18 protein-coding genes and 3 pseudogenes are annotated in these 16,686 nt (G+C 55.6%); 9 read left to right on the plus strand and 12 right to left on the minus strand.

The window, feature by feature from the left end; genetic code table 11:
• From GA0061102_RS31355 to GA0061102_RS31385, 7 genes and pseudogenes are all read right to left on the minus strand, one after another.
• Window positions 1–200 (minus strand): annotated as a pseudogene (locus tag GA0061102_RS31355) (IS110 family transposase); the annotation flags it as partial.
• 98 nt (window positions 201–298) lie between these two features.
• Window positions 299–454, minus strand: a pseudogene (locus tag GA0061102_RS33755) (P-type DNA transfer protein VirB5); the annotation flags it as partial.
• On the minus strand, window positions 454–2,820 hold the full coding sequence (locus GA0061102_RS31365) for a VirB4 family type IV secretion/conjugal transfer ATPase (RefSeq protein WP_092856396.1): 2,367 nt from the start codon (window positions 2,818–2,820) through the stop codon (window positions 454–456). The gene GA0061102_RS31365 and the pseudogene GA0061102_RS33755, both read right to left, overlap by 1 nt.
• Window positions 2,813–3,151 carry a VirB3 family type IV secretion system protein gene (locus tag GA0061102_RS31370; RefSeq protein WP_092856398.1) on the minus strand — a complete coding sequence of 113 codons (339 nt, stop codon included), beginning with the start codon at window positions 3,149–3,151 and terminating at the stop codon, window positions 2,813–2,815. Before GA0061102_RS31370 ends, GA0061102_RS31365 begins: the two co-directional genes overlap by 8 nt.
• A 5-nt stretch (window positions 3,152–3,156) precedes the next feature.
• Entirely contained in the window at window positions 3,157–3,456 is a 300-nt protein-coding gene (locus GA0061102_RS31375; protein ID WP_092856400.1) for a TrbC/VirB2 family protein, read from the minus strand.
• On the minus strand, window positions 3,453–4,115 hold the full coding sequence (locus GA0061102_RS31380; protein WP_092856402.1) for a lytic transglycosylase domain-containing protein: 663 nt from the start codon (window positions 4,113–4,115) through the stop codon (window positions 3,453–3,455). Before GA0061102_RS31380 ends, GA0061102_RS31375 begins: the two co-directional genes overlap by 4 nt.
• Window positions 4,116–4,118: 3 nt before the next feature.
• A complete protein-coding gene (locus GA0061102_RS31385) occupies window positions 4,119–4,646 on the minus strand; it encodes a hypothetical protein (RefSeq protein WP_092856404.1) in 528 nt (175 codons plus the stop codon).
• A gap of 98 nt (window positions 4,647–4,744) precedes the next feature.
• Between GA0061102_RS31385 and GA0061102_RS31390 the strand changes: the two genes are divergently transcribed.
• Window positions 4,745–5,098 carry a MarR family transcriptional regulator gene (locus GA0061102_RS31390; RefSeq protein WP_092856406.1) on the plus strand — a complete coding sequence of 118 codons (354 nt, stop codon included), beginning with the start codon at window positions 4,745–4,747 and terminating at the stop codon, window positions 5,096–5,098.
• 129 nt (window positions 5,099–5,227) lie between these two features.
• Here the strand turns inward: GA0061102_RS31390 and GA0061102_RS33950 are convergent, their stop codons facing one another.
• Both GA0061102_RS33950 and GA0061102_RS31400 read right to left on the minus strand, forming a co-directional pair.
• A complete protein-coding gene (locus GA0061102_RS33950) occupies window positions 5,228–5,473 on the minus strand; it encodes a transposase (RefSeq protein WP_092856408.1) in 246 nt (81 codons plus the stop codon).
• Window positions 5,474–5,491: 18 nt separating this feature from the next.
• Window positions 5,492–5,804, minus strand: a pseudogene (locus GA0061102_RS31400) (transposase); the annotation flags it as partial.
• A gap of 2 nt (window positions 5,805–5,806) precedes the next feature.
• Between GA0061102_RS31400 and GA0061102_RS34145 the strand changes: the two are divergent.
• Window positions 5,807–6,118, plus strand: coding sequence for a COG3415 family protein (locus GA0061102_RS34145; protein ID WP_425348584.1), 312 nt, complete (start codon window positions 5,807–5,809; stop codon window positions 6,116–6,118).
• Window positions 6,087–6,632 carry an IS630 family transposase gene (locus GA0061102_RS31405; RefSeq protein WP_425348585.1) on the plus strand — a complete coding sequence of 182 codons (546 nt, stop codon included), beginning with the start codon at window positions 6,087–6,089 and terminating at the stop codon, window positions 6,630–6,632. The genes GA0061102_RS34145 and GA0061102_RS31405 overlap by 32 nt, the downstream gene beginning before the upstream one ends.
• 178 nt (window positions 6,633–6,810) lie before the next feature.
• Here GA0061102_RS31405 and GA0061102_RS31410 read toward each other — a convergent pair whose 3' ends face one another.
• The 3 genes from GA0061102_RS31410 to GA0061102_RS31420 all read right to left on the minus strand — a co-directional run bounded on the left by GA0061102_RS31410 (window position 6,811) and on the right by GA0061102_RS31420 (window position 8,538).
• The gene (locus GA0061102_RS31410) at window positions 6,811–7,878 is read right to left on the minus strand and encodes an acyltransferase family protein (RefSeq protein WP_092856410.1); all 1,068 of its coding nucleotides are present in this window, start codon (window positions 7,876–7,878) and stop codon (window positions 6,811–6,813) included.
• A 155-nt stretch (window positions 7,879–8,033) separates the two neighbouring features.
• On the minus strand, window positions 8,034–8,171 hold the full coding sequence (locus tag GA0061102_RS33075) for a hypothetical protein (RefSeq protein ID WP_159432229.1): 138 nt from the start codon (window positions 8,169–8,171) through the stop codon (window positions 8,034–8,036).
• An 85-nt stretch (window positions 8,172–8,256) separates the two neighbouring features.
• Complete coding sequence (locus GA0061102_RS31420) at window positions 8,257–8,538, minus strand: hypothetical protein (RefSeq protein ID WP_139115132.1); 282 nt, start codon at window positions 8,536–8,538, stop codon at window positions 8,257–8,259.
• A 519-nt stretch (window positions 8,539–9,057) separates the two neighbouring features.
• Here GA0061102_RS31420 and GA0061102_RS31425 point away from each other — a divergent pair.
• The 6 genes from GA0061102_RS31425 to GA0061102_RS33355 form a co-directional block, all read left to right on the plus strand.
• On the plus strand, window positions 9,058–9,459 hold the full coding sequence (locus GA0061102_RS31425) for a class I SAM-dependent methyltransferase (RefSeq protein WP_092856416.1): 402 nt from the start codon (window positions 9,058–9,060) through the stop codon (window positions 9,457–9,459).
• Window positions 9,460–9,827: 368 nt separating this feature from the next.
• Complete coding sequence (locus tag GA0061102_RS31430) at window positions 9,828–11,540, plus strand: type I secretion system permease/ATPase (protein WP_092856424.1); 1,713 nt, start codon at window positions 9,828–9,830, stop codon at window positions 11,538–11,540.
• Entirely contained in the window at window positions 11,537–12,847 is a 1,311-nt protein-coding gene (locus GA0061102_RS31435; protein WP_092856418.1) for an HlyD family type I secretion periplasmic adaptor subunit, read from the plus strand. The genes GA0061102_RS31430 and GA0061102_RS31435 overlap by 4 nt, the downstream gene beginning before the upstream one ends.
• A gap of 142 nt (window positions 12,848–12,989) precedes the next feature.
• Window positions 12,990–14,900: a M10 family metallopeptidase gene (locus tag GA0061102_RS31440; protein WP_092856420.1), complete on the plus strand. Its 1,911-nt coding sequence runs from the start codon at window positions 12,990–12,992 to the stop codon at window positions 14,898–14,900.
• Window positions 14,901–15,503: 603 nt separating this feature from the next.
• Window positions 15,504–16,295, plus strand: coding sequence for a class I SAM-dependent methyltransferase (locus tag GA0061102_RS31445; RefSeq protein WP_092856422.1), 792 nt, complete (start codon window positions 15,504–15,506; stop codon window positions 16,293–16,295).
• 48 nt (window positions 16,296–16,343) lie between these two features.
• The coding region (locus tag GA0061102_RS33355) for a hypothetical protein (RefSeq protein ID WP_208858738.1) at window positions 16,344–16,686 on the plus strand (343 nt) is incomplete at its 3' end.

The raw sequence follows: 16,686 nt of genomic DNA on the forward strand, positions 1-16,686 counted from the left end.
GTCGGGCCGGCCTCATAGCAAAAGCACAGGCGTCCGTGACGTCCGGCAAGCTTGTCGACAAATTTGCGCACTGCATCGGCACGGTTGGCGATTTCGCCGTAATAGCGAACCTCGCCTTTGCGGCCTGCTTCCGCCAGACCGATCGCGATTTTTTCCTTACTCACATCCAAACCAACGTAAAGTGCGATATCATCGACCACGGCTCGTCTCCTATGTTTGAGGCTCTGGCTCTGCAGCTAACCCTCGTTCTGAACATAATGCGAGACGAGCCACCCTGCCGGCCAAGGACATGGGGTCTCAGGGTATCCAACTGAGACTTGAGCTGCGTGATGCTCTCGATCTGCTTGGCGATCGCCGACTGGTCGATGACCGGGATCCCCTGAGCATGCGCAAGGTCAACGGAAAGCAGCAGAGCCATCGACAGAATGACGTTCCTTGTCGTGTTAATCCACATCAGCCTGCCCTCCTCCGTTGCTGGAATACTGAAAGCCAATCCTCGCGCCCCTCACCGAGTTCGGCCCGGACGGCGTCTGCCAGCTCGACATTCGCCGTCCGGCCCGAAAGGATCGCGAGCTCGTCGTCAAAACCGTTGAGGTTGAGCTCGGCGACGACACTGTTGTGTCCCTGCTTGACGATGAGCCGCCGGCTTTCAACCGATAGCTCGCGCGAGATCAGCTCGAATTCGCGTTCGGTGAGCTTGAAACCATCGACATAATCCGCCCGATCACCGCGAGGGTTGGGAAGAAAGACCTGCGTCGGGCATTGCTCGATGATCGTGTGGGCGATCGGTGAGACGATCGCGTCGCGCGGGCTCTGGGTGGCAAACAGCATCAGGCCGTTCTGTTTGCGGATCGTCTTCAGCTTGTTCTGGGCGAGATCGCGGAAACCTTCGTCCTGCAGCGCCTTCCAGAACTCGTCGATGACGACGATGATCCTGCGTCCGTCGATCAGTTGCTCGATGCGATAGAACAGATAGGCCATCAAAGGCGTGCGGATCTCCTCGTTGTCGAGGAAGTCCGTCATGTCGTAGCCGATGAATTTGGCGCCGATCCCGATGTCGTCCAGATCGTTGTCAAAGACCCAGCCGAGCGGCCCTCCCCTCTCCCACCGTCGGAGCCGTGAGGCGATACCTTCGGGATCGGTGTTATTGAGGAAGGTGCGCAGGGCGCCGATGGAGCGGCGCTCGACAGGAAGGTCCGCCAGACCGTCGACGGCGGCGGCAATGTCCCGCAGCTCGGTGACGGTCAGTTCCCGCGTCGCCGCTCCTACCAGCTTGCCGATCCAGCGGGTGAGGAAGATCCGGTTCTCCGCCGTCAGGTCGAGCGCCTTCAATGGCGCGCAGCCGGTCGCCACGCCGTTTCTAAGCGGCAGGTAGGTACCGCCGGCGGCGCGAACGAACAGGTCGGCACCCCTGTCTTTGTCAAAGAACACCATATGGGGATCGTGCTTCTCAAGCTGGGAGAGCATGAAGTTCAGGAGCACAGTCTTTCCCGTGCCCGATGGTCCACAGACAAAGGTGTTGCCGAGATCGCTGTGATGGAAATTGAAATAGAACGGCGAGCCGGACGCTGTCTTGAGCATCGCGACTGCCGGTCCCCATTCGTTGCCGTCCTTCTGGCCGCTCGGATAGGAATGATAGGGCGAGAGTGCCGCGAAGTTGCGGGAGGTGATCGCTCCCGAGCGCGCCCGATAACGAAGGTTGCCGGGCAGTTGCGCCCACCAGGCGGCCTCCAGTCCGAGATCCTCGCGGGCGACGACAGCGCCGCCGCTGGTGAGATGGGCGCGTGCCTTCGCCATATGATCGGTCAGCTCCTTGACCGACGGCGCAAAGACCGTGAGGCCAAGATGATGCTCACCGATGACGAAGCGGTTGGATTCGAGATCGTCCATCGCCTCACCAAGCTGATCGATCTGGGAGGCCGCCTTGTCACCGGCACTCACCATCTGGTTCTGCTTGCGGCCCATGATCGTGCGGGCATCCGCCTTCGAGGTGAAGACAAAGGACTGCGTGAGGATGAGCTCGAAGGGTGCGGTCAGGATGCCGTCGAGCATGCCGCTGCGCGTGGTTGCCGGATATTCCTTGAAACCGAACATCCCGGCGTAGCGGGTTTCCGCCTCATGGCGGATTTCGACCGTCTCGCGGCCGAAGATCACCCGGTCCGAGTAGATCGCCGATGAGATTCGCCCTTCAGTCAGGGGCAATGGCTCTCGTCGGCCGCCGACGAGCTGGTGGAGAAACTCACTCGGCTCGGAGAACAGGATGCCGTCCCGGTCATAGAGCGACAGGGCGCGAGGGGCGAAGCGCTTCAGTCCCGCGCTGACGTCGACCACCTTGTCACGCAGATGCTTGAGCGCCGTCCCGTCGATCTCGATACCGGATCGGCGTGCCTTACGAAGGCGAGAGAGAAGGTTGGCAGCTCTGTCAGTGGGGTCACGGCTCGGATACCAGACGAGGGTGATATAGAGATCGTTGCGAAACAGGTCTTCACGCACCATCCGCTCTCGATATCTGGCATTGAGACCCTCGGAAAAGCGATTGGCGAAGCGTCCCTCCGGATAGTCGTTGTCACGCCGGCGGATGACATGCGTCCAGAGCGCCAATCGCTCATCGGCGATATTGCGGTAGAGCGTGTTCAGGCTGCGGTGCAGGCCGTTGAGATCCAGGATATCGACGGTTTCAAAGGAGATGCCTTCGAGCACGAGCACTGTCATCAACGCGCGGGAATCGAGCACGATGATCGTCTCGTCGACGTGGCGAACATAGGGGATGAAGGTCTCCGGCCCGAGCTCGCGGGACTGCAGTGTGGCTATGCTAGGCAAGGCTCAGGTCCCTTTCGTCGTAGCGCCGGACAAGCTTCAGCGGCGAGAGTGTCGCGCCACCCCAATAGGAGGCGTTACGCGAGCGGCCGCGGGTCTCGACCCAGGCGATCAGGATGCGGAACATGTTGTGGTCATGCTTGACGAGCGCCCGGAACACGAGATGGAAGACCACACCGACAGCCAAGTAGGCGATCGAGCCTGCGGTGATATAGAGGATGGTCGTCAGCATGATGTTGATGCCCATCGCTTCCATGGTCACGCCGGCAATCATTGCCGGTCGCGTGCAGGCCAGGAACAAGGTGTCTTCTTCGAGGGTGGGAGCGCTCGCCATGGATCTCAGCCGCCGACGATCGTGTTGACCAGTTCGGTGGCGCCGAAAATGCCGCCGATGCCGATGATCCAGAAACCGGCCCGACGCAGATCCATGTAGCCGAACATCCAGGCGATGCAGATGATGATCACGGCGATGACCGCCAGCAGTTTGGCGATGTTGCCCGTGAGCATAGTCACGATGTTTTGCAGCACGCTTTCGATGCCGGCGGACTGCGCAAAGGCCGGTTCGACCATGCAGACAACGATGGCCGCGGCCATGAGCGCGGGGGCGGCGAAGGGGCGGATACGGCTTTTGGAGATCATTCACTTTGCTCCGATCGGTCATTCTGGAAAACGAGAACCGAGGATCGGCGTCTGGATGTGAAGACATCCCATGACGCTGATTCTTCGGTTTGGGAGAGCTGCCTCGGGTTGGATTGTTCCACCTGATCCCGAGGTCCGTCGCCGGGGACGGCCTGGTCATCCGGTCCGACCACGGTAAGGGAGGCGAGTTTCGCCGAGAGCCGTTTTGCTTCCCGCCGCACTTGCTCGTCGTATTTGACCATCGCGCCGACGGAGGGATCGTCGCGTCCATAGTAGGACTGCAGCATCACCTTCTCGGCCTGTACGGGACCGGCGCCGACGCGCAGGGCAAGACGATAGTAGCCGTCGAGAAGGGTCGCAGTCGCCTTGAGGTTCAGGCACGGGTCGAAGGCGTCAGAAACAGAGAGGTTCAGTTTCCGAAGCTCCTCGACACTGATCCCGCCAAGTCCAATCTGGATATCCTGGTGATCGGCGATCAAAGACGTGGCCAGCTCGATCGCCTCGGCTTTACTCGCAGGCTGCGCGGGCAACGGCGCGCCGCTATTGATGCGGATGGCGAAGGGAAGGAACTTGCTCTCCAGACTCACGACGCCGGCCAGCGTTTCCACCTGGACCATCGGCGCGCAGCTTTGCGCAATATCGACGAATGCAACGGCCATGGATCAGTACCACACGCGCTGCTGGCCGACGCCGTCTATGGTCACGTCGACATAGTGCGGTTGTGATCGCACGTTCGGGCGCGCTATCGGATAGGCCATGCATTGAAGACGGCCGCCCTCCCCTTGCCAACGTGGTGACAGGACCGAGCCGGAGTCGTTGCCATGGTTGTCGCGGTCGTAGGAGCAAAGCGAATTGCTCACACGCTGGAGGGAGGTCGAGACACAGGTTGCTTCCTCACGGCGCGGGCCGTAGCTTCCCGACAGCCGATAGCCGGCATCGCAATAATAGGGCTCGTAACCGGGACGCGAACTGTGAAACCCGGCGCCGCTGCACGTTGGAAACGAGTGTCCTTTGGCAAGCTCGCTCCAGAGCTTCTGGATCGGAGGCCGGCACTCCGCATATTGGGTCGGCCCGCCGGGATTGGAGAGGCACAGGATGACCTGGCATCCCCAATCATCAGCCCGCGCATTGTCGCTGGAAATCAGGTAGAGTGGCGATATGCAGCAGATCAAAAACAGAAGGCTTTTCATGGACAACACTCTCGGAGGCGATGACGGCGCGCCGCAGAAACGATATTTAGCTCGGGCGAAGCAACCTTTTACTGACGTATATAACATAGTTAAATGATATGACAAGAGCACTCAAGACACAGTGGCACAATCTCGCCTTTTCCGGCCTCATCCTCCATGAGATCCTCGATCATCCACTCGAGGACGAGACCCCGCAGGCGCGATTGAAACAGGTCGGCATGATGACGATTCTCTACACGATGACCCAGGCGCACCAGAATCTAACTCTTTCAAATATAATCGAAGTTACGGAGCTGACCCGAAGCGGGGTAAAGGAAACTGTCGATCTCCTCGTAAAGCGGGGAATGCTGACCGAGACTAGGGTGACTAATTCCATGGGCCGGGGAACGGCGCGTCAATTCGAGATCTCTACGGCCATTCTGAAGCAACTGAGCTCGTTTGAGAGCCCATAATGTTTAAGTTTAACTATCTTTTTTTATCAGTTTGCATATCGCCGAACCGGCAGTGCTTTGAGAGGATGAAATCGGTTTCGCCCATCAAAAAACTGGGAGCTCGTGATGGATTGCTGCCACATTGACAGCCTACACTATGCCGAAGCGCACGAACGCCTCGCGATCCAATCTCGGTGCAGCATCACGACGCCAGCCATATAGCTGTGACGGATGTATGCCGATGCGATGCGCAATCGCCGAGACGCTCGCGCCGGGCTCCATCGCCTTGGCCACAGCCTGCGCTTTGAATTGGGCGGACCACCGCCGCCGAAATTGCCGTGGAGCACCCTCAAACCGTTCCGCAACGGCCTCGATCATATGGACGTTTCTAGTCATCTGAATCCGAAATTCGTATCATAAGCCGTTGTCGACTTTCTGACAGAAGCGCTTGACGGATGCGAGAATGTCGTCTGCCGATTTTGGTCCACCGATATGGCTTGGGTTTTTCGTTGTGGCGCTCGATGAAGCTTTTGATGTTGGCTTCGAGTTGAGCTGTCGAAGTATGGACGCCACGTCGTAGTTGCTTGCGGGTCAATTCCGCAAACCAGCGTTCGACCTGGTTGATCCATGAGGCCGAGGTTGGCGTGAAGTGCACGTGGTAGCGTGGCCGCCGCATCATCCAGTTCTTGATCGACGCAGTTTTGTGCGTTGCATAGTTGTCCATCACTGATGGCGGCATTTCGGGCGACCGGTAGCCTTGCGGCGAAGCCTGGAGGTGGCTGGCGCTACTCCAAGCTCGATCCGCACAGGGACTTCCTGATACGACGCCTGGCCGAGAAGGACGACATCACCATGCCGGAACTGGCAGCTGAACTGGCCGATCGGGGCATCGTCGTTGCTGCGTCCTCTATCTCGCGCTGGTTGATCCGCGCTGGCTACCGCTTCAAAAAAAACGCTGCTGGCCAGCGAACAGGATCGCCCGGACGTCGCAGCCGCACGCGAGGCGTGGATAGCCAGGCGCCAGCCGAGGATGCGCCTTGAGCCGCATCGGTTCGTCTTCCTCGATGAGACTGGCACGACAACGAAGATGACCCGCCTACGCGGCCGATGCCCGAAAGGCCAGCGGCTGCGCTCGAAGGCACCGTTCGGACATTGGAAGACCCAGACCTTCATCGCCGGCCTCAGGTACTTCGGCCTGACCGCGCCCTTCGTGGTGGACAGACCGATGAACCGGCGCATCTTCGAGGCCTATGTCGAGACCCAGCTCGCCCCGACGCTGTCTGAAGGCGACGTTGTCATCCTCGACAATCTGGCCGCTCACAAGAGCCCAAAGGCCGAGGCCGCCATCAGGGCACGTGGTGCATGGATGCTGTTCCTGCCGCCCTACAGCCCCGATCTCAACCCGATCGAGATGGCCTTCTCGAAGCTGAAGTCGCTCCTCAGAGCACGAGCAATCCGAACCATCGACGCCCTCTGGAAGGCAATCGGCGATATCTGCACACTTTACTCACCCAAAGAGTGCCAAAACTACTTTAAAGCTGCCGGATACGTTTGAATGCACGTTGCTCTAGAGGGCCGCCGCGCAGGCCGACAGCAAATGTCAACCACGCTGGTCTCTGAAATTGTGTTGTCATCTCGTTTGCCTCGCCGGTCAGGTAGTTTCCGCTGTCAGCAGGGCGGAAACTCGGTTCACCGGAGCCGTAGTGCCAGGAACGTTGTGAAACCTTGTTGTGTCAGGCGCCCGCTTGGAGCGGAAGACTCGCAACTCGTCGGCGTTTCAGGAGCGCGATGCACGGTCTCTCGATGCCGTAGAAGCTTGCAGCGCCTACGCCAACGACAGACCCCACTGCGGCAATCCAGAAAAAGCATATAGCCCACGGGGATGTGATCCCGCCGCCTATCGCCGCCCAAATACGGCCAACGAGCGAGAGCACCAGGACGTGGCAGAGATAGACAGAATATGAAATATCCCCCGCCCATCGAAGAGCGCCGTACCTTAACAGTCCCTGCGCCTTTTCCAAAGCGACGGCGCCGGCAAGCGCCAAAGAGATCGAGGCGCTAAGCAACAACGCTCGGGACAGGGAAATGCTGTCGATCAGCAATGGCTGGATCGCCAATGAAGAGACAAAGCCCGTTACTCCAATCAAGATGAGCGTTCGAGCACTGAGTGCATTACATCGCTTGCTGAGGAAATAGCCCGCGCAGCCTGCCATAAATTCCAAAGCAAACGGGCTTTGCACCAACTTCGCCGCCGGGGAGGTCGCCGCTGCTTCTGCCAGTGACAAACTGACCAATGTGGCAGCCCATATTGCCAACGCTATTGGTTGAATCCGCCGCGGCAAAACCAGCAGGGCCGCAAAAACGAGATAGAACCACATCTCGAAAACAAGCGTCCATCCGACCGTGAGCAAAGGCAAAGTCTCGCTTGGAAGCAAAAGAAAAGATCGAAAAAGATCGATGTGATTCCCCTGAGCGGAATTTATTAGCTGCGGCGCAACGAGAAACACCGGTAGTAGCAGCAGTGAGTAGAACCAATATGGCGGCAATATGCGGATCAGGCGTCGCCAAATAAACTCAAGCGAAGTCCCGATACCGCGCTTCACGCTGTCCGTCGTCATCGCCATTACAAATCCGCTGACGACAAAGAAGACATCAACGCCAGCTTGACCAAACCAGAAAACAGAGGGGATCACATGCCGGGCTACATATTTTTCCTGGATCGGCAGTAAGTGGCACGCCACAACCATAGACGCCGCAATCCCGCGCGCCGCCTGAAGGCTATAAGAAACCTTGTGTAACATCCCCGACCCCGATAACCCACCCTGAGCATATCGCCCAATCTTTCAAGCCGAGCAATACACCCTGGTAAGATTTCTCATGCGTGAACTTGTTTGCGACATCTGTCGGTTGGAAGAGCTAACTGGCTACTCCCTTCGGAGGCGAGCAGCCCGACATTTCACTGCCTGACGATCGGCGTCCGGAAAATGCTCTTGTCGGGCTTTCCCTGCATGTCCTCGAGCTTCGAATTTAGGACCTGGACCTGCGTGCTAACCTTGTTCACGCTGTCGATCACGGTATCAAGCTTTCTACCCATTGCCTCGACGACACGATCGATCCGGGCATTCGTCAGTTCGATCGCCTTCTTGTTTTCAGCGCCGGTCTCTGTCGCCCCGCGTCGTCTAAAATGTGAGCGGTGCGATCTGCGCGAGCTGCTGCTGAACATCGGCAAGCTGAGATTTTCTGTCAGCTCCATCTTTATCCATGCGAATGACAACATCGGAGATCTGCTTCCGCAAATTGGCGCTGTCGTTCCGCATGTTGGCATAGGTGATGCCCCAGCCTACCGATGTGACGACGAGGCCAGCCATCATGCTCGTCAGTGTGATGACGGTGTTGAGGTTCCACTCAAATATCTTGCTGCGCTGCGGAAACATACTTACCTCGCTGTCTGTTAGGGGCATCGTGGTCTCTCAATGTGGCAATGGGATAGACATAAGGCCGGCGGCGATGGCAAACGCGAACACACTGGCGGAAAACAAGAAAAGGGTGAGCATTGTCATGCAGATCGATTTCATCGGTAACCTCGTCAAAAGAAAAGGCGGCTCCTGGGAGCCGCCATAAATCGTTGATATCAATGCTTTCACTGATCGGCGATGCACTGCCGATTCGCAGGCGACTTACGGGAAATTCGCATACCACAGGTTGCTACAAACATTTCGAAGCTATATTGCGAGACGTCTCTATTACGACGGAAGGAGCAAGATGTGGAGAAGATCGACGTTGCTGTAAATGCTTTCGATAGCGAAGCTTATCTCAATCAAAATCCTGATGTTGCTGCGTCAGGCATCGATCCTTTGCACCACTATATCTCCTTTTGAAAAGCAGAGAGGCGGCTATTCTCACTGAGCCTAGCGCCCACCGAAATTCGATCGGACGCGCAAGCAGTCCTTAATATTTTCGCGAATGAGTGGAGTTCCGAAATGCCATCGGGCCACGGCCTCAAGACAACGCCCGGGAAAACCAATCTTTTCGAGGATTCTCGTATTGGTTGGCTTTACCAGAAGTTCGGTCCCATAACGGGAATGGATATCCTGGAACTCGGCCCGCTTGAAGCCGCTCACACCTACATGCTTCATAATCTCGGCGCCAGGTCGATAACGTCGATCGAAAACAGCCCGCGAGCCTATCTTAAGTGCTTGGCGATCAAAGAGATATTCAATCTGACACGCGCTACATTTATTCTTGATGATGCAATTCGATACCTAAGCAGCAGCGACGAAAAGTACGATATCGCCGTCGCAAGCGGCGTCCTTTACCATATGACGGACCCTCTCGGGCTGCTCGATGCCTTGTCGTCAAGATCTGATCGACGGGGGTGCTAAATCGGACAGTGCGCTGAAAATTGGATTCTGTTGTAGAATAACGATCAGCCGTTGATACAGCATGACGCAGCCGGTACAGCATTTTATAACACATTCGTCGATCGTCCCGGTGACTCGTTTTGCTCTGAGGCGATTGGCTGCCCGACGCTCCGCAGGTCAATTGTTGAAGTAAGTTGGGGCGAGGCTGAAATATATGGGTGACGAGAGAGGCACGTATCCTTTATGTTCAAGGACGCGAATAACTCATTTTTATTAGACTCTTTGGCGGCAGCAATTTTTCGGTCGGACGGCTTACGTTCTCCCCGCAACAGCGTGCGGGGAATTTAGACGTGTTCGATATCGCAATTAAGCCGCCGCGATCATTTCTGATGGCGGTGCTATCGTCACTGAAGATGGCTTTCCTGGGCATCGGAGCAACCAGCGCGCTTGTCAATATCCTTGCATTAACCGGCTCGTTTTTCATGTTGCAGGTCTACGACCGGGTGATCCCGGCGCGTAGTCTGCCGACTCTCGTCGGCCTTGGTATCATTGCGGCGACGCTCTACGCCTTCCAAGGATTTCTAGAGGTGGTCCGCTCAATGCTCTTGGTGCGTTTAGGACTCTCAGTCGATGAGCGCTTTGGAACAACAGTCTACGATTCTCTTGTCCTGTTTCCCGCGCGCATGCAGATGCAAGGAGATGGTCTCCAGCCCGTACGGGATCTTGACGTCGTACGTTCTTTTCTTTCCGGGCCAGGGCCAACTGCTCTATTTGATATTCCCTGGATGCCTTTTTATCTTGGTTTGTGTTTCCTTTTTCATGTCTGGATCGGAGTCACGGCGCTTGCCGGCGCATTGATACTTGTCGGACTTACAATCCTGACCGAACGGATGTCTCGCGAACCGGCAAAAGAGGCAGCCAAGATCATTTCGGAGCGCATGGCGCTGGCGGAAGAAGCACGTAGAAACTCCGAAGCTGTGCTTGCAATGGGCTTCGGTCATATGCTTGGCACGAAGTGGGATGAGATCAATAGCCGCTATCTAGGCAATCATTTACGCTTGTCAAACCTAACCATTACCCTCGGGACAATTTCGAAGATCTTGCGGATGATGCTGCAATCAGCCGTGCTTGCCGTTGGTGCGATTCTCGTCATTCGCCAGGAGGCTTCGGGTGGCATCATGATTGCGAGTTCCATTCTCCTCAGCCGAGCATTGGCGCCGGTGGAATTGGCAATTAGCCAGTGGAAGGGCTTTGTTGCCGCCAGAGATAGTTGGTCGCGCCTGGTGAGGCTCGCCGACCTGATGTCTGTCGATGGGCGAGAGGTCGCTTTGCCCAAGCCGGAGAAAGCGTTGAAAGTGGAAAATCTGCATCTTGCGGCGCCGGGGTCCAAGAACTCGATCGTACGAAATATATCGATAGAGCTCCAGGCGGGGGATTCTGTTGGTGTGATCGGCCCCAGTGCATCCGGCAAATCCACACTCGCGCGGGGGCTCGTCGGCCTTTGGCCACCGATTGCAGGAGCGGTTCGCTTGGACGGAGCAGCACTGTCGCAATGGGATCCGCATGCACTTGGCAAACATATCGGGTATCTGCCGCAGGATGTCGCACTGTTTGGTGGATCCATTGCCGAAAACATTGCCCGGTTTGATCCGGATGCGACCTCGGACAAGATCATTGCTGCTGCGAAGACGGCGGGCGTGTACGACATGATCCTGCAATTTCCCAAAGGCTTTGAAACGAAGATTGGCGAGCAAGGGTCCGCTTTGTCGGGGGGGCAGCGGCAGCGCATTGCGCTGGCCCGCGCGCTCTATGGCGAGCCGTTCCTGATCATTCTGGACGAGCCGAATTCGAATCTCGATGCTGATGGAGAGCTGGCGCTATCGCGAGCGATACTGAGCGTGAAGGCCCGTGGCGGCATTGTCGTCGTCGTTGCGCATCGTCCCAGTGCGCTTGCTGCGGTCGACAAGGTTCTCGTGTTGACGAATGGCAAAATGCAGGCTTTCGGACCGAAAGATGAGGTTCTCAGGAGGACAACGCAGCCCGGCCCTCCGGGGGCTCAACCCGTCCGGCTGATTATCGGCGGCGAGGAGATGGCACAATGAACGGCGCTCTTACGCCGCTTGCCGAACGCGCCGTGCGACGCCTGACGCTGGTTGCACTCGCCGCCGTTGTCCTTCTCGTTGGCGTTTTGGGAGGATTGGCTGCCACCATTCGTCTTCAGGGTGCCGTTATCGCCACTGGCACGTTGGTTGTTGACAGCTATGTCAAGCCTGTCCAGCACCAAAAGGGCGGTACTGTTGGCCAGGTATTCGTCAAAAATGGCGATCTCGCTGCAGCTGGCCAAATACTCGTGCATCTCGACGATACGCAGGCCCGTGCCAATAGTGCCATCATCTCGAAGCGCTTGAAGGAGCTTTCGGCGCGCATAGCTCGGCTCTCGGCAGAACGAGATGCGAAAGAGGTAATCACTTTTCCAGAGGACCTTCTAAACGAGCAAGGTATAGCCGAAGTAGCGGCGATACTTGATGGAGAACGGCGGCTGTTTGAAGATCGGCGCTCATCCAGAATAGGCCGCAAGGCGCAATTGGCCGAACGGGTCCGTCAGCTTTCGAAGGAGGCGGAGGGGCTGAGCGCTCAGCAGGAAGGCAAACGACAGGCGATCGATATCATAAATACCGAACTCGCCAGTCTTCAGCCACTGCTTGAGCAGGGTATCATTCCCGCGACGCGGGTCTATAACTTACGGCGTGATGCTGCTGATCTCACCGGCCAGCTTGGCAGTCTGATCGCCTCTGCGGCTCAAACCAATGGAAAAATTGCCGAAACCCAGTTGCAGATTATTCAAGTCGATGACGATCAAAGAACCGAGATATCGGACCAATTGCGCCAGGCCGAAAGTGATATCGGCGAATATTCTGAGCGGCTTGTTGCTGCCGAAGATGATCTGAAGCATGTTGATATTCGCGCACCTCAGGAAGGGATCGTTCATCAGCTTGCCGTCCACGCTGCCGGAACGGTCGTCACGCCTGGTGAAGCGATCATGCAGATCGTGCCCGACAAGGATGCATTGACGCCGGAACTCAAACTGTCACCACGGGATATCGACCAAGTGGCTGTCGGGCAGGAGGTGATGGTTCGGTTTTCGGCTTTCAATCAACGTACCACGCCGGGATTAGCAGGCCGCATAACGAGCATCGGGGCCGACCTGTCAACCGATCAGCGCACTGGGCAAAGCTACTATGATGTCAGAGTTGCTATACCTGCGGTCGAATGGGCCCGATTGGGTAATATGGTACCAATAGCAGGCATGCCGGTGGAGGCATTCATCCAGACGGATCAGCGAACGATGTTAGCCTATTTGGCAAAACCGTTGTCCGATCAGGTGGTTCGCGCGTTTAAAGAACAGTAACGATGCGGAAATGGATGACCCTCGGAAATCAAGGATTGTGCCAAAGATGATGCCACCCATACTTGCAGACGTTTCTTCCCTTGTTTATTTAGCTCAGTGAAAAAAGGCCTTTAAAGTCGCCATGCTCCGGGAGATTTGTTGAATGCTAACTATCACCTATCCCGTCTCGGTTTTTGGAGATGATGCCGATGACTTGATCTACGGGCAGTATTGGGCGCAAACCTCACTCGATTTTTCGTTCCCGACGAGTGGCGCGCAGTATGCCAGCTATAGCACCGGGGAACAGCTGACGTTTCAGCCACTCAATGTCACCATGCAGACTGCGGTGAATTCCGCGTTGGCACAATATTCCTCCGTCTCGAATCTTTCCTTCAACGAAAAAGCCGATGCGGGAAGTGCTACAATTCGGTTTGGCATGTCGGATGAGGCGCAAGATACCGCCTACACGTATTTTCCATCGAGTTCTGATCGTGGTGGTGACGTTTGGTTTGGTACGCAGACCGGCACAAGTGCGATGACTGATCCGATTAAAGGCAATTATGCCTGGATCTCCACTCTGCACGAAATAGGACATGCACTTGGCCTTAAACATTCTTTTCAGCCCTCCCCTTATAACTCCTCAAGGATGAGTATCTGGCATGACAGCATGGAATTCACTGTCATGAGCTACCGCTCCCATTTTGCGGCATCGCTGAGCGCTGGTTATACAAACGAAGATTTCGGCTTTGCACAGTCGCTGATGATGTATGACATCGCAGCCATCCAGAAATTGTACGGTGCTAATTTCACGACGCATTCCGGAGACACGACTTACACCTTTTCACCCACGACCGGTGAAATGTTCATTGATGGTGTAGGGCAAGGAAAGCCTGGCGACAATCGCATTTTTCTCACCGTTTGGGATGGTGGCGGCAACGACACCTATGATTTCTCAAACTACACCACAAATCAGTCTATAGATTTGCGACCGGGCAGCTGGTCATTGATGTCCGCTGCACAAAGCGCCTACCTCGGGGATGGCAACTTCGCACACGGCAATGTCTATAATGCCCTCCAGTACAATGGCGATAGCCGCTCATTGATCGAAAACGCAATTGGCGGGTCCGGCAACGATACGATTATCGGCAATGCCGCAAACAATACACTAAAGGGTGGCGCCGGTTACAACTGGCTAGACGGCGGAGCTGGTTTTGACACGGCCGTCTTCGACTTCAGGCTAGCACAGGCGACGGTCGACTACGGTTATCGCGCAATGATAGTCAAGGGCGGCGGAGCGGTGGACAGCTTGGTTTCAATTGAGAAACTACAGTTTTCCGATAGAGCGGTTGTTCAAAGTGACAGCCTAGTCGATGATATGTTCTATTACACCCATAATCGTGATGTTCTCAACGCAGGCATTGATGCGGACCAGCACTATGATCAGCATGGTTGGAAGGAAGGGCGTGATCCGAACAATTTCTTTAGTACGTCCGAATATTTGGCGAAATATCATGATGTTGCGGCTGCCGGAAACGACCCCTTACAGCATTATGATCAATTCGGATGGAAGGAAGGGCGAGATCCCTCTGACCGTTTCCATACGATGGAATATCTGCGGATCAATCCAGATGTCGCCGCAGCAAAGATTGATCCGCTTGAGCATTATTTGAAGTTCGGTATGTATGAAGGTCGTGCTGTCACGGCGAATGATCTGCTAATTAATGGAAAATTCTACTACCAGAATAACGCGGATGTAGCGGCCGCCCATCTCGATCCACAGCAGCACTATAACCAGTACGGCTGGCGTGAGGGGCGAGATCCCGACGCATTTTTTGACACCTCAGCATATTTGGCCAGGTACAAGGACGTGGCGGCTGGTGGAATCAATCCGTTCCAGCATTACTTGGAGTTTGGCTGGCATGAGGGGCGAGATCCCTCCGCAAAGTTTGACACTGCGGGATATTTGAAACTTTACCCGGATGTCGCCGCTGCCGGCATCAACCCTCTTGTGCATTACTTGGAGTTTGGCATCTTTGAGGGTAGGACCTATGTAAATGATGGTGTGCTCGGATAAGTTGTAGATTGGGCGCGCAGTTGGGTACTTGTGCGGAGCAAGCAGATGCCATGAGCTCATGTCGCGGCGCTACGCTGTGGCGGGTTACGATATGTCGGCACAGGTTTCTTATTACTATCCGGGATTGACTGGCGATCCGTTGTTGCCCAGTCGAAGCGCCTTCCAGGCGCACCAGAAGCTAACTCTTTCAAATATAATCGAAGTTACGGAGCTAACCAGAACCACCGAGGCTCTAATCGCCGCCGGATGAAAGTTCAGTGGCAGGTCAAGACCTCTCTACTATCTCGTAGGACTTAGCATCGAGGATCGCGAAAGTGCCGTCTTCATCTTCGTGGAGGACGTATTTTTCCCGCATGACCTGATGATGGCCGGAGATGATCAGAGATGGGAGAGAAGGATGGCTCTCCACAGAGACCGATGCGAGATCTTTCAGCTAGCTTTCAGCTAGCTTTCAGCTAGCTTTCAGCTTCACCTTGTAGGGGCTGCACTGTGCGAAACTGGCGTCCGCAATCGAAGTTTCGCGCGAGGCGCTCCAATCGCGCGGTAGTTCTGCCTCATGCCAAGGGGCAGAGCTTTCTATTTTATCAGTGTGGGGGCTACAAAATGCACGGGCAGCGATTCGAGTTCGAAAGCACAATTAATACAACAATATCTGTTCATGATGAACTGTATGCTGGAAGCAGCCCTGATTCCCAACTCGCCGAGTCAGACGCACATCATTTTAGCGTTTATATGAGGTGCGGCAACGAACTAGCATCGTACGCAGCCGCCATGGGGGCGCAAGCATCCAATATATTGGAATTACCTTGCGGCTTTGGCCGAGTCACTCGACATCTAGTAAAAAAATTTCCGGAAAGTCGCATAACTTGTGTGGATGTATTACCCGAAGCGATAGCCTTCCAGACAGAGGTCTTGAAGACACAGGCTATTCTTGTAAGCCCTCCATCGTTTAATTACGACATGTTGCCGGATGAGACTTTCGATTTAATTATCATCGGGGCGCTCATGACCCACCTGGATGAGGAGCACAATCGCGAGTTTCTGCGGGAGGTATCAAAAAAGCTGGCTGTGGGTGGGAGATTGATAACCAGTACGCGCGGAGAGACCGCTGCGTCGAAATTTTCAAAATCAGCCATTTACCAAGTCGCAGAATCCGACAGAGCCTCTATGCTCGATGACTTTAAGAAGCATGGGTATGGCTATGCTCCTTATGCCGAAGGGCACAACTTTGAAGCGGCAACGTCGGAGATTGCAGGATCCTACTATGGTATCTCACTTGTTTCCCCGCTTTGGATGATCAGCTTGGCGCATTCAAATGGCCTCTCGCCGGTTCACTTTGAGCGAGGTGGCTGGGATGATCATCTCGATCTATTCACCTTTGAGAAGGTTAACTAGGGTCAGGATCCATTAATTTGTTGAGTTGAATGATATTCAGTGATTCTCATGTCCGTTTTCAAGAGTTTGGGCATAGGTTTTTCGCGTCGCCTTTTTCAGCGTCGACGAGGGACAAATATGCTGCCTATTGCAGGACGCGGCGGCATTGAGACGACGGTTGATCAGACTCTGATGCGCGGGTTGAATACCGCAGGACCGTGGTTCGTCTCGGGCCTTCCTCTGTCTCACATGGCGCGTGTTGCCGTTTCAGGCTCGCAGAATCACAACGAGGGTTGCCCTGACCGGCCGCCACGCCCAACAATAAGCAGCGTGATGGAATTAAACCTTTCTCCTTTGTATTTGGCGCCCCTTCGTCAGGCTGCCTTTGTGGGGGGAATGGGAACTGTTGTCG

Source organism: Martinezella miluonensis (assembly GCF_900094545.1).
Lineage (GTDB): Bacteria > Pseudomonadota > Alphaproteobacteria > Rhizobiales > Rhizobiaceae > Rhizobium > Rhizobium miluonense.

What these genes read in the sequence shown, in the direction of transcription:
- GA0061102_RS31370 (WP_092856398.1), bottom strand. Translation starts at nt 3,151, where the DNA reads ATGGCGAGCGCTCCCACCCTCGAAGAAGACACCTTGTTCCTGGCCTGC.
- GA0061102_RS31375 (WP_092856400.1), bottom strand. Translation starts at nt 3,456, where the DNA reads ATGATCTCCAAAAGCCGTATCCGCCCCTTCGCCGCCCCCGCGCTCATG.
- GA0061102_RS31380 (WP_092856402.1), bottom strand. Translation starts at nt 4,115, where the DNA reads ATGGCCGTTGCATTCGTCGATATTGCGCAAAGCTGCGCGCCGATGGTC.
- GA0061102_RS31385 (WP_092856404.1), bottom strand. Translation starts at nt 4,646, where the DNA reads ATGAAAAGCCTTCTGTTTTTGATCTGCTGCATATCGCCACTCTACCTG.
- GA0061102_RS31390 (WP_092856406.1), top strand. Translation starts at nt 4,745, where the DNA reads ATGACAAGAGCACTCAAGACACAGTGGCACAATCTCGCCTTTTCCGGC.
- GA0061102_RS33950 (WP_092856408.1), bottom strand. Translation starts at nt 5,473, where the DNA reads ATGACTAGAAACGTCCATATGATCGAGGCCGTTGCGGAACGGTTTGAG.
- GA0061102_RS34145 (WP_425348584.1), top strand. Translation starts at nt 5,807, where the DNA reads ATGGCGGCATTTCGGGCGACCGGTAGCCTTGCGGCGAAGCCTGGAGGT.
- GA0061102_RS31410 (WP_092856410.1), bottom strand. Translation starts at nt 7,878, where the DNA reads ATGTTACACAAGGTTTCTTATAGCCTTCAGGCGGCGCGCGGGATTGCG.
- GA0061102_RS33075 (WP_159432229.1), bottom strand. Translation starts at nt 8,171, where the DNA reads ATGGGTAGAAAGCTTGATACCGTGATCGACAGCGTGAACAAGGTTAGC.
- GA0061102_RS31420 (WP_139115132.1), bottom strand. Translation starts at nt 8,538, where the DNA reads ATGCCCCTAACAGACAGCGAGGTAAGTATGTTTCCGCAGCGCAGCAAG.
- GA0061102_RS31425 (WP_092856416.1), top strand. Translation starts at nt 9,058, where the DNA reads ATGCCATCGGGCCACGGCCTCAAGACAACGCCCGGGAAAACCAATCTT.
- GA0061102_RS31430 (WP_092856424.1), top strand. Translation starts at nt 9,828, where the DNA reads ATGGCGGTGCTATCGTCACTGAAGATGGCTTTCCTGGGCATCGGAGCA.
- GA0061102_RS31435 (WP_092856418.1), top strand. Translation starts at nt 11,537, where the DNA reads ATGAACGGCGCTCTTACGCCGCTTGCCGAACGCGCCGTGCGACGCCTG.
- GA0061102_RS31440 (WP_092856420.1), top strand. Translation starts at nt 12,990, where the DNA reads ATGCTAACTATCACCTATCCCGTCTCGGTTTTTGGAGATGATGCCGAT.
- GA0061102_RS31445 (WP_092856422.1), top strand. Translation starts at nt 15,504, where the DNA reads ATGCACGGGCAGCGATTCGAGTTCGAAAGCACAATTAATACAACAATA.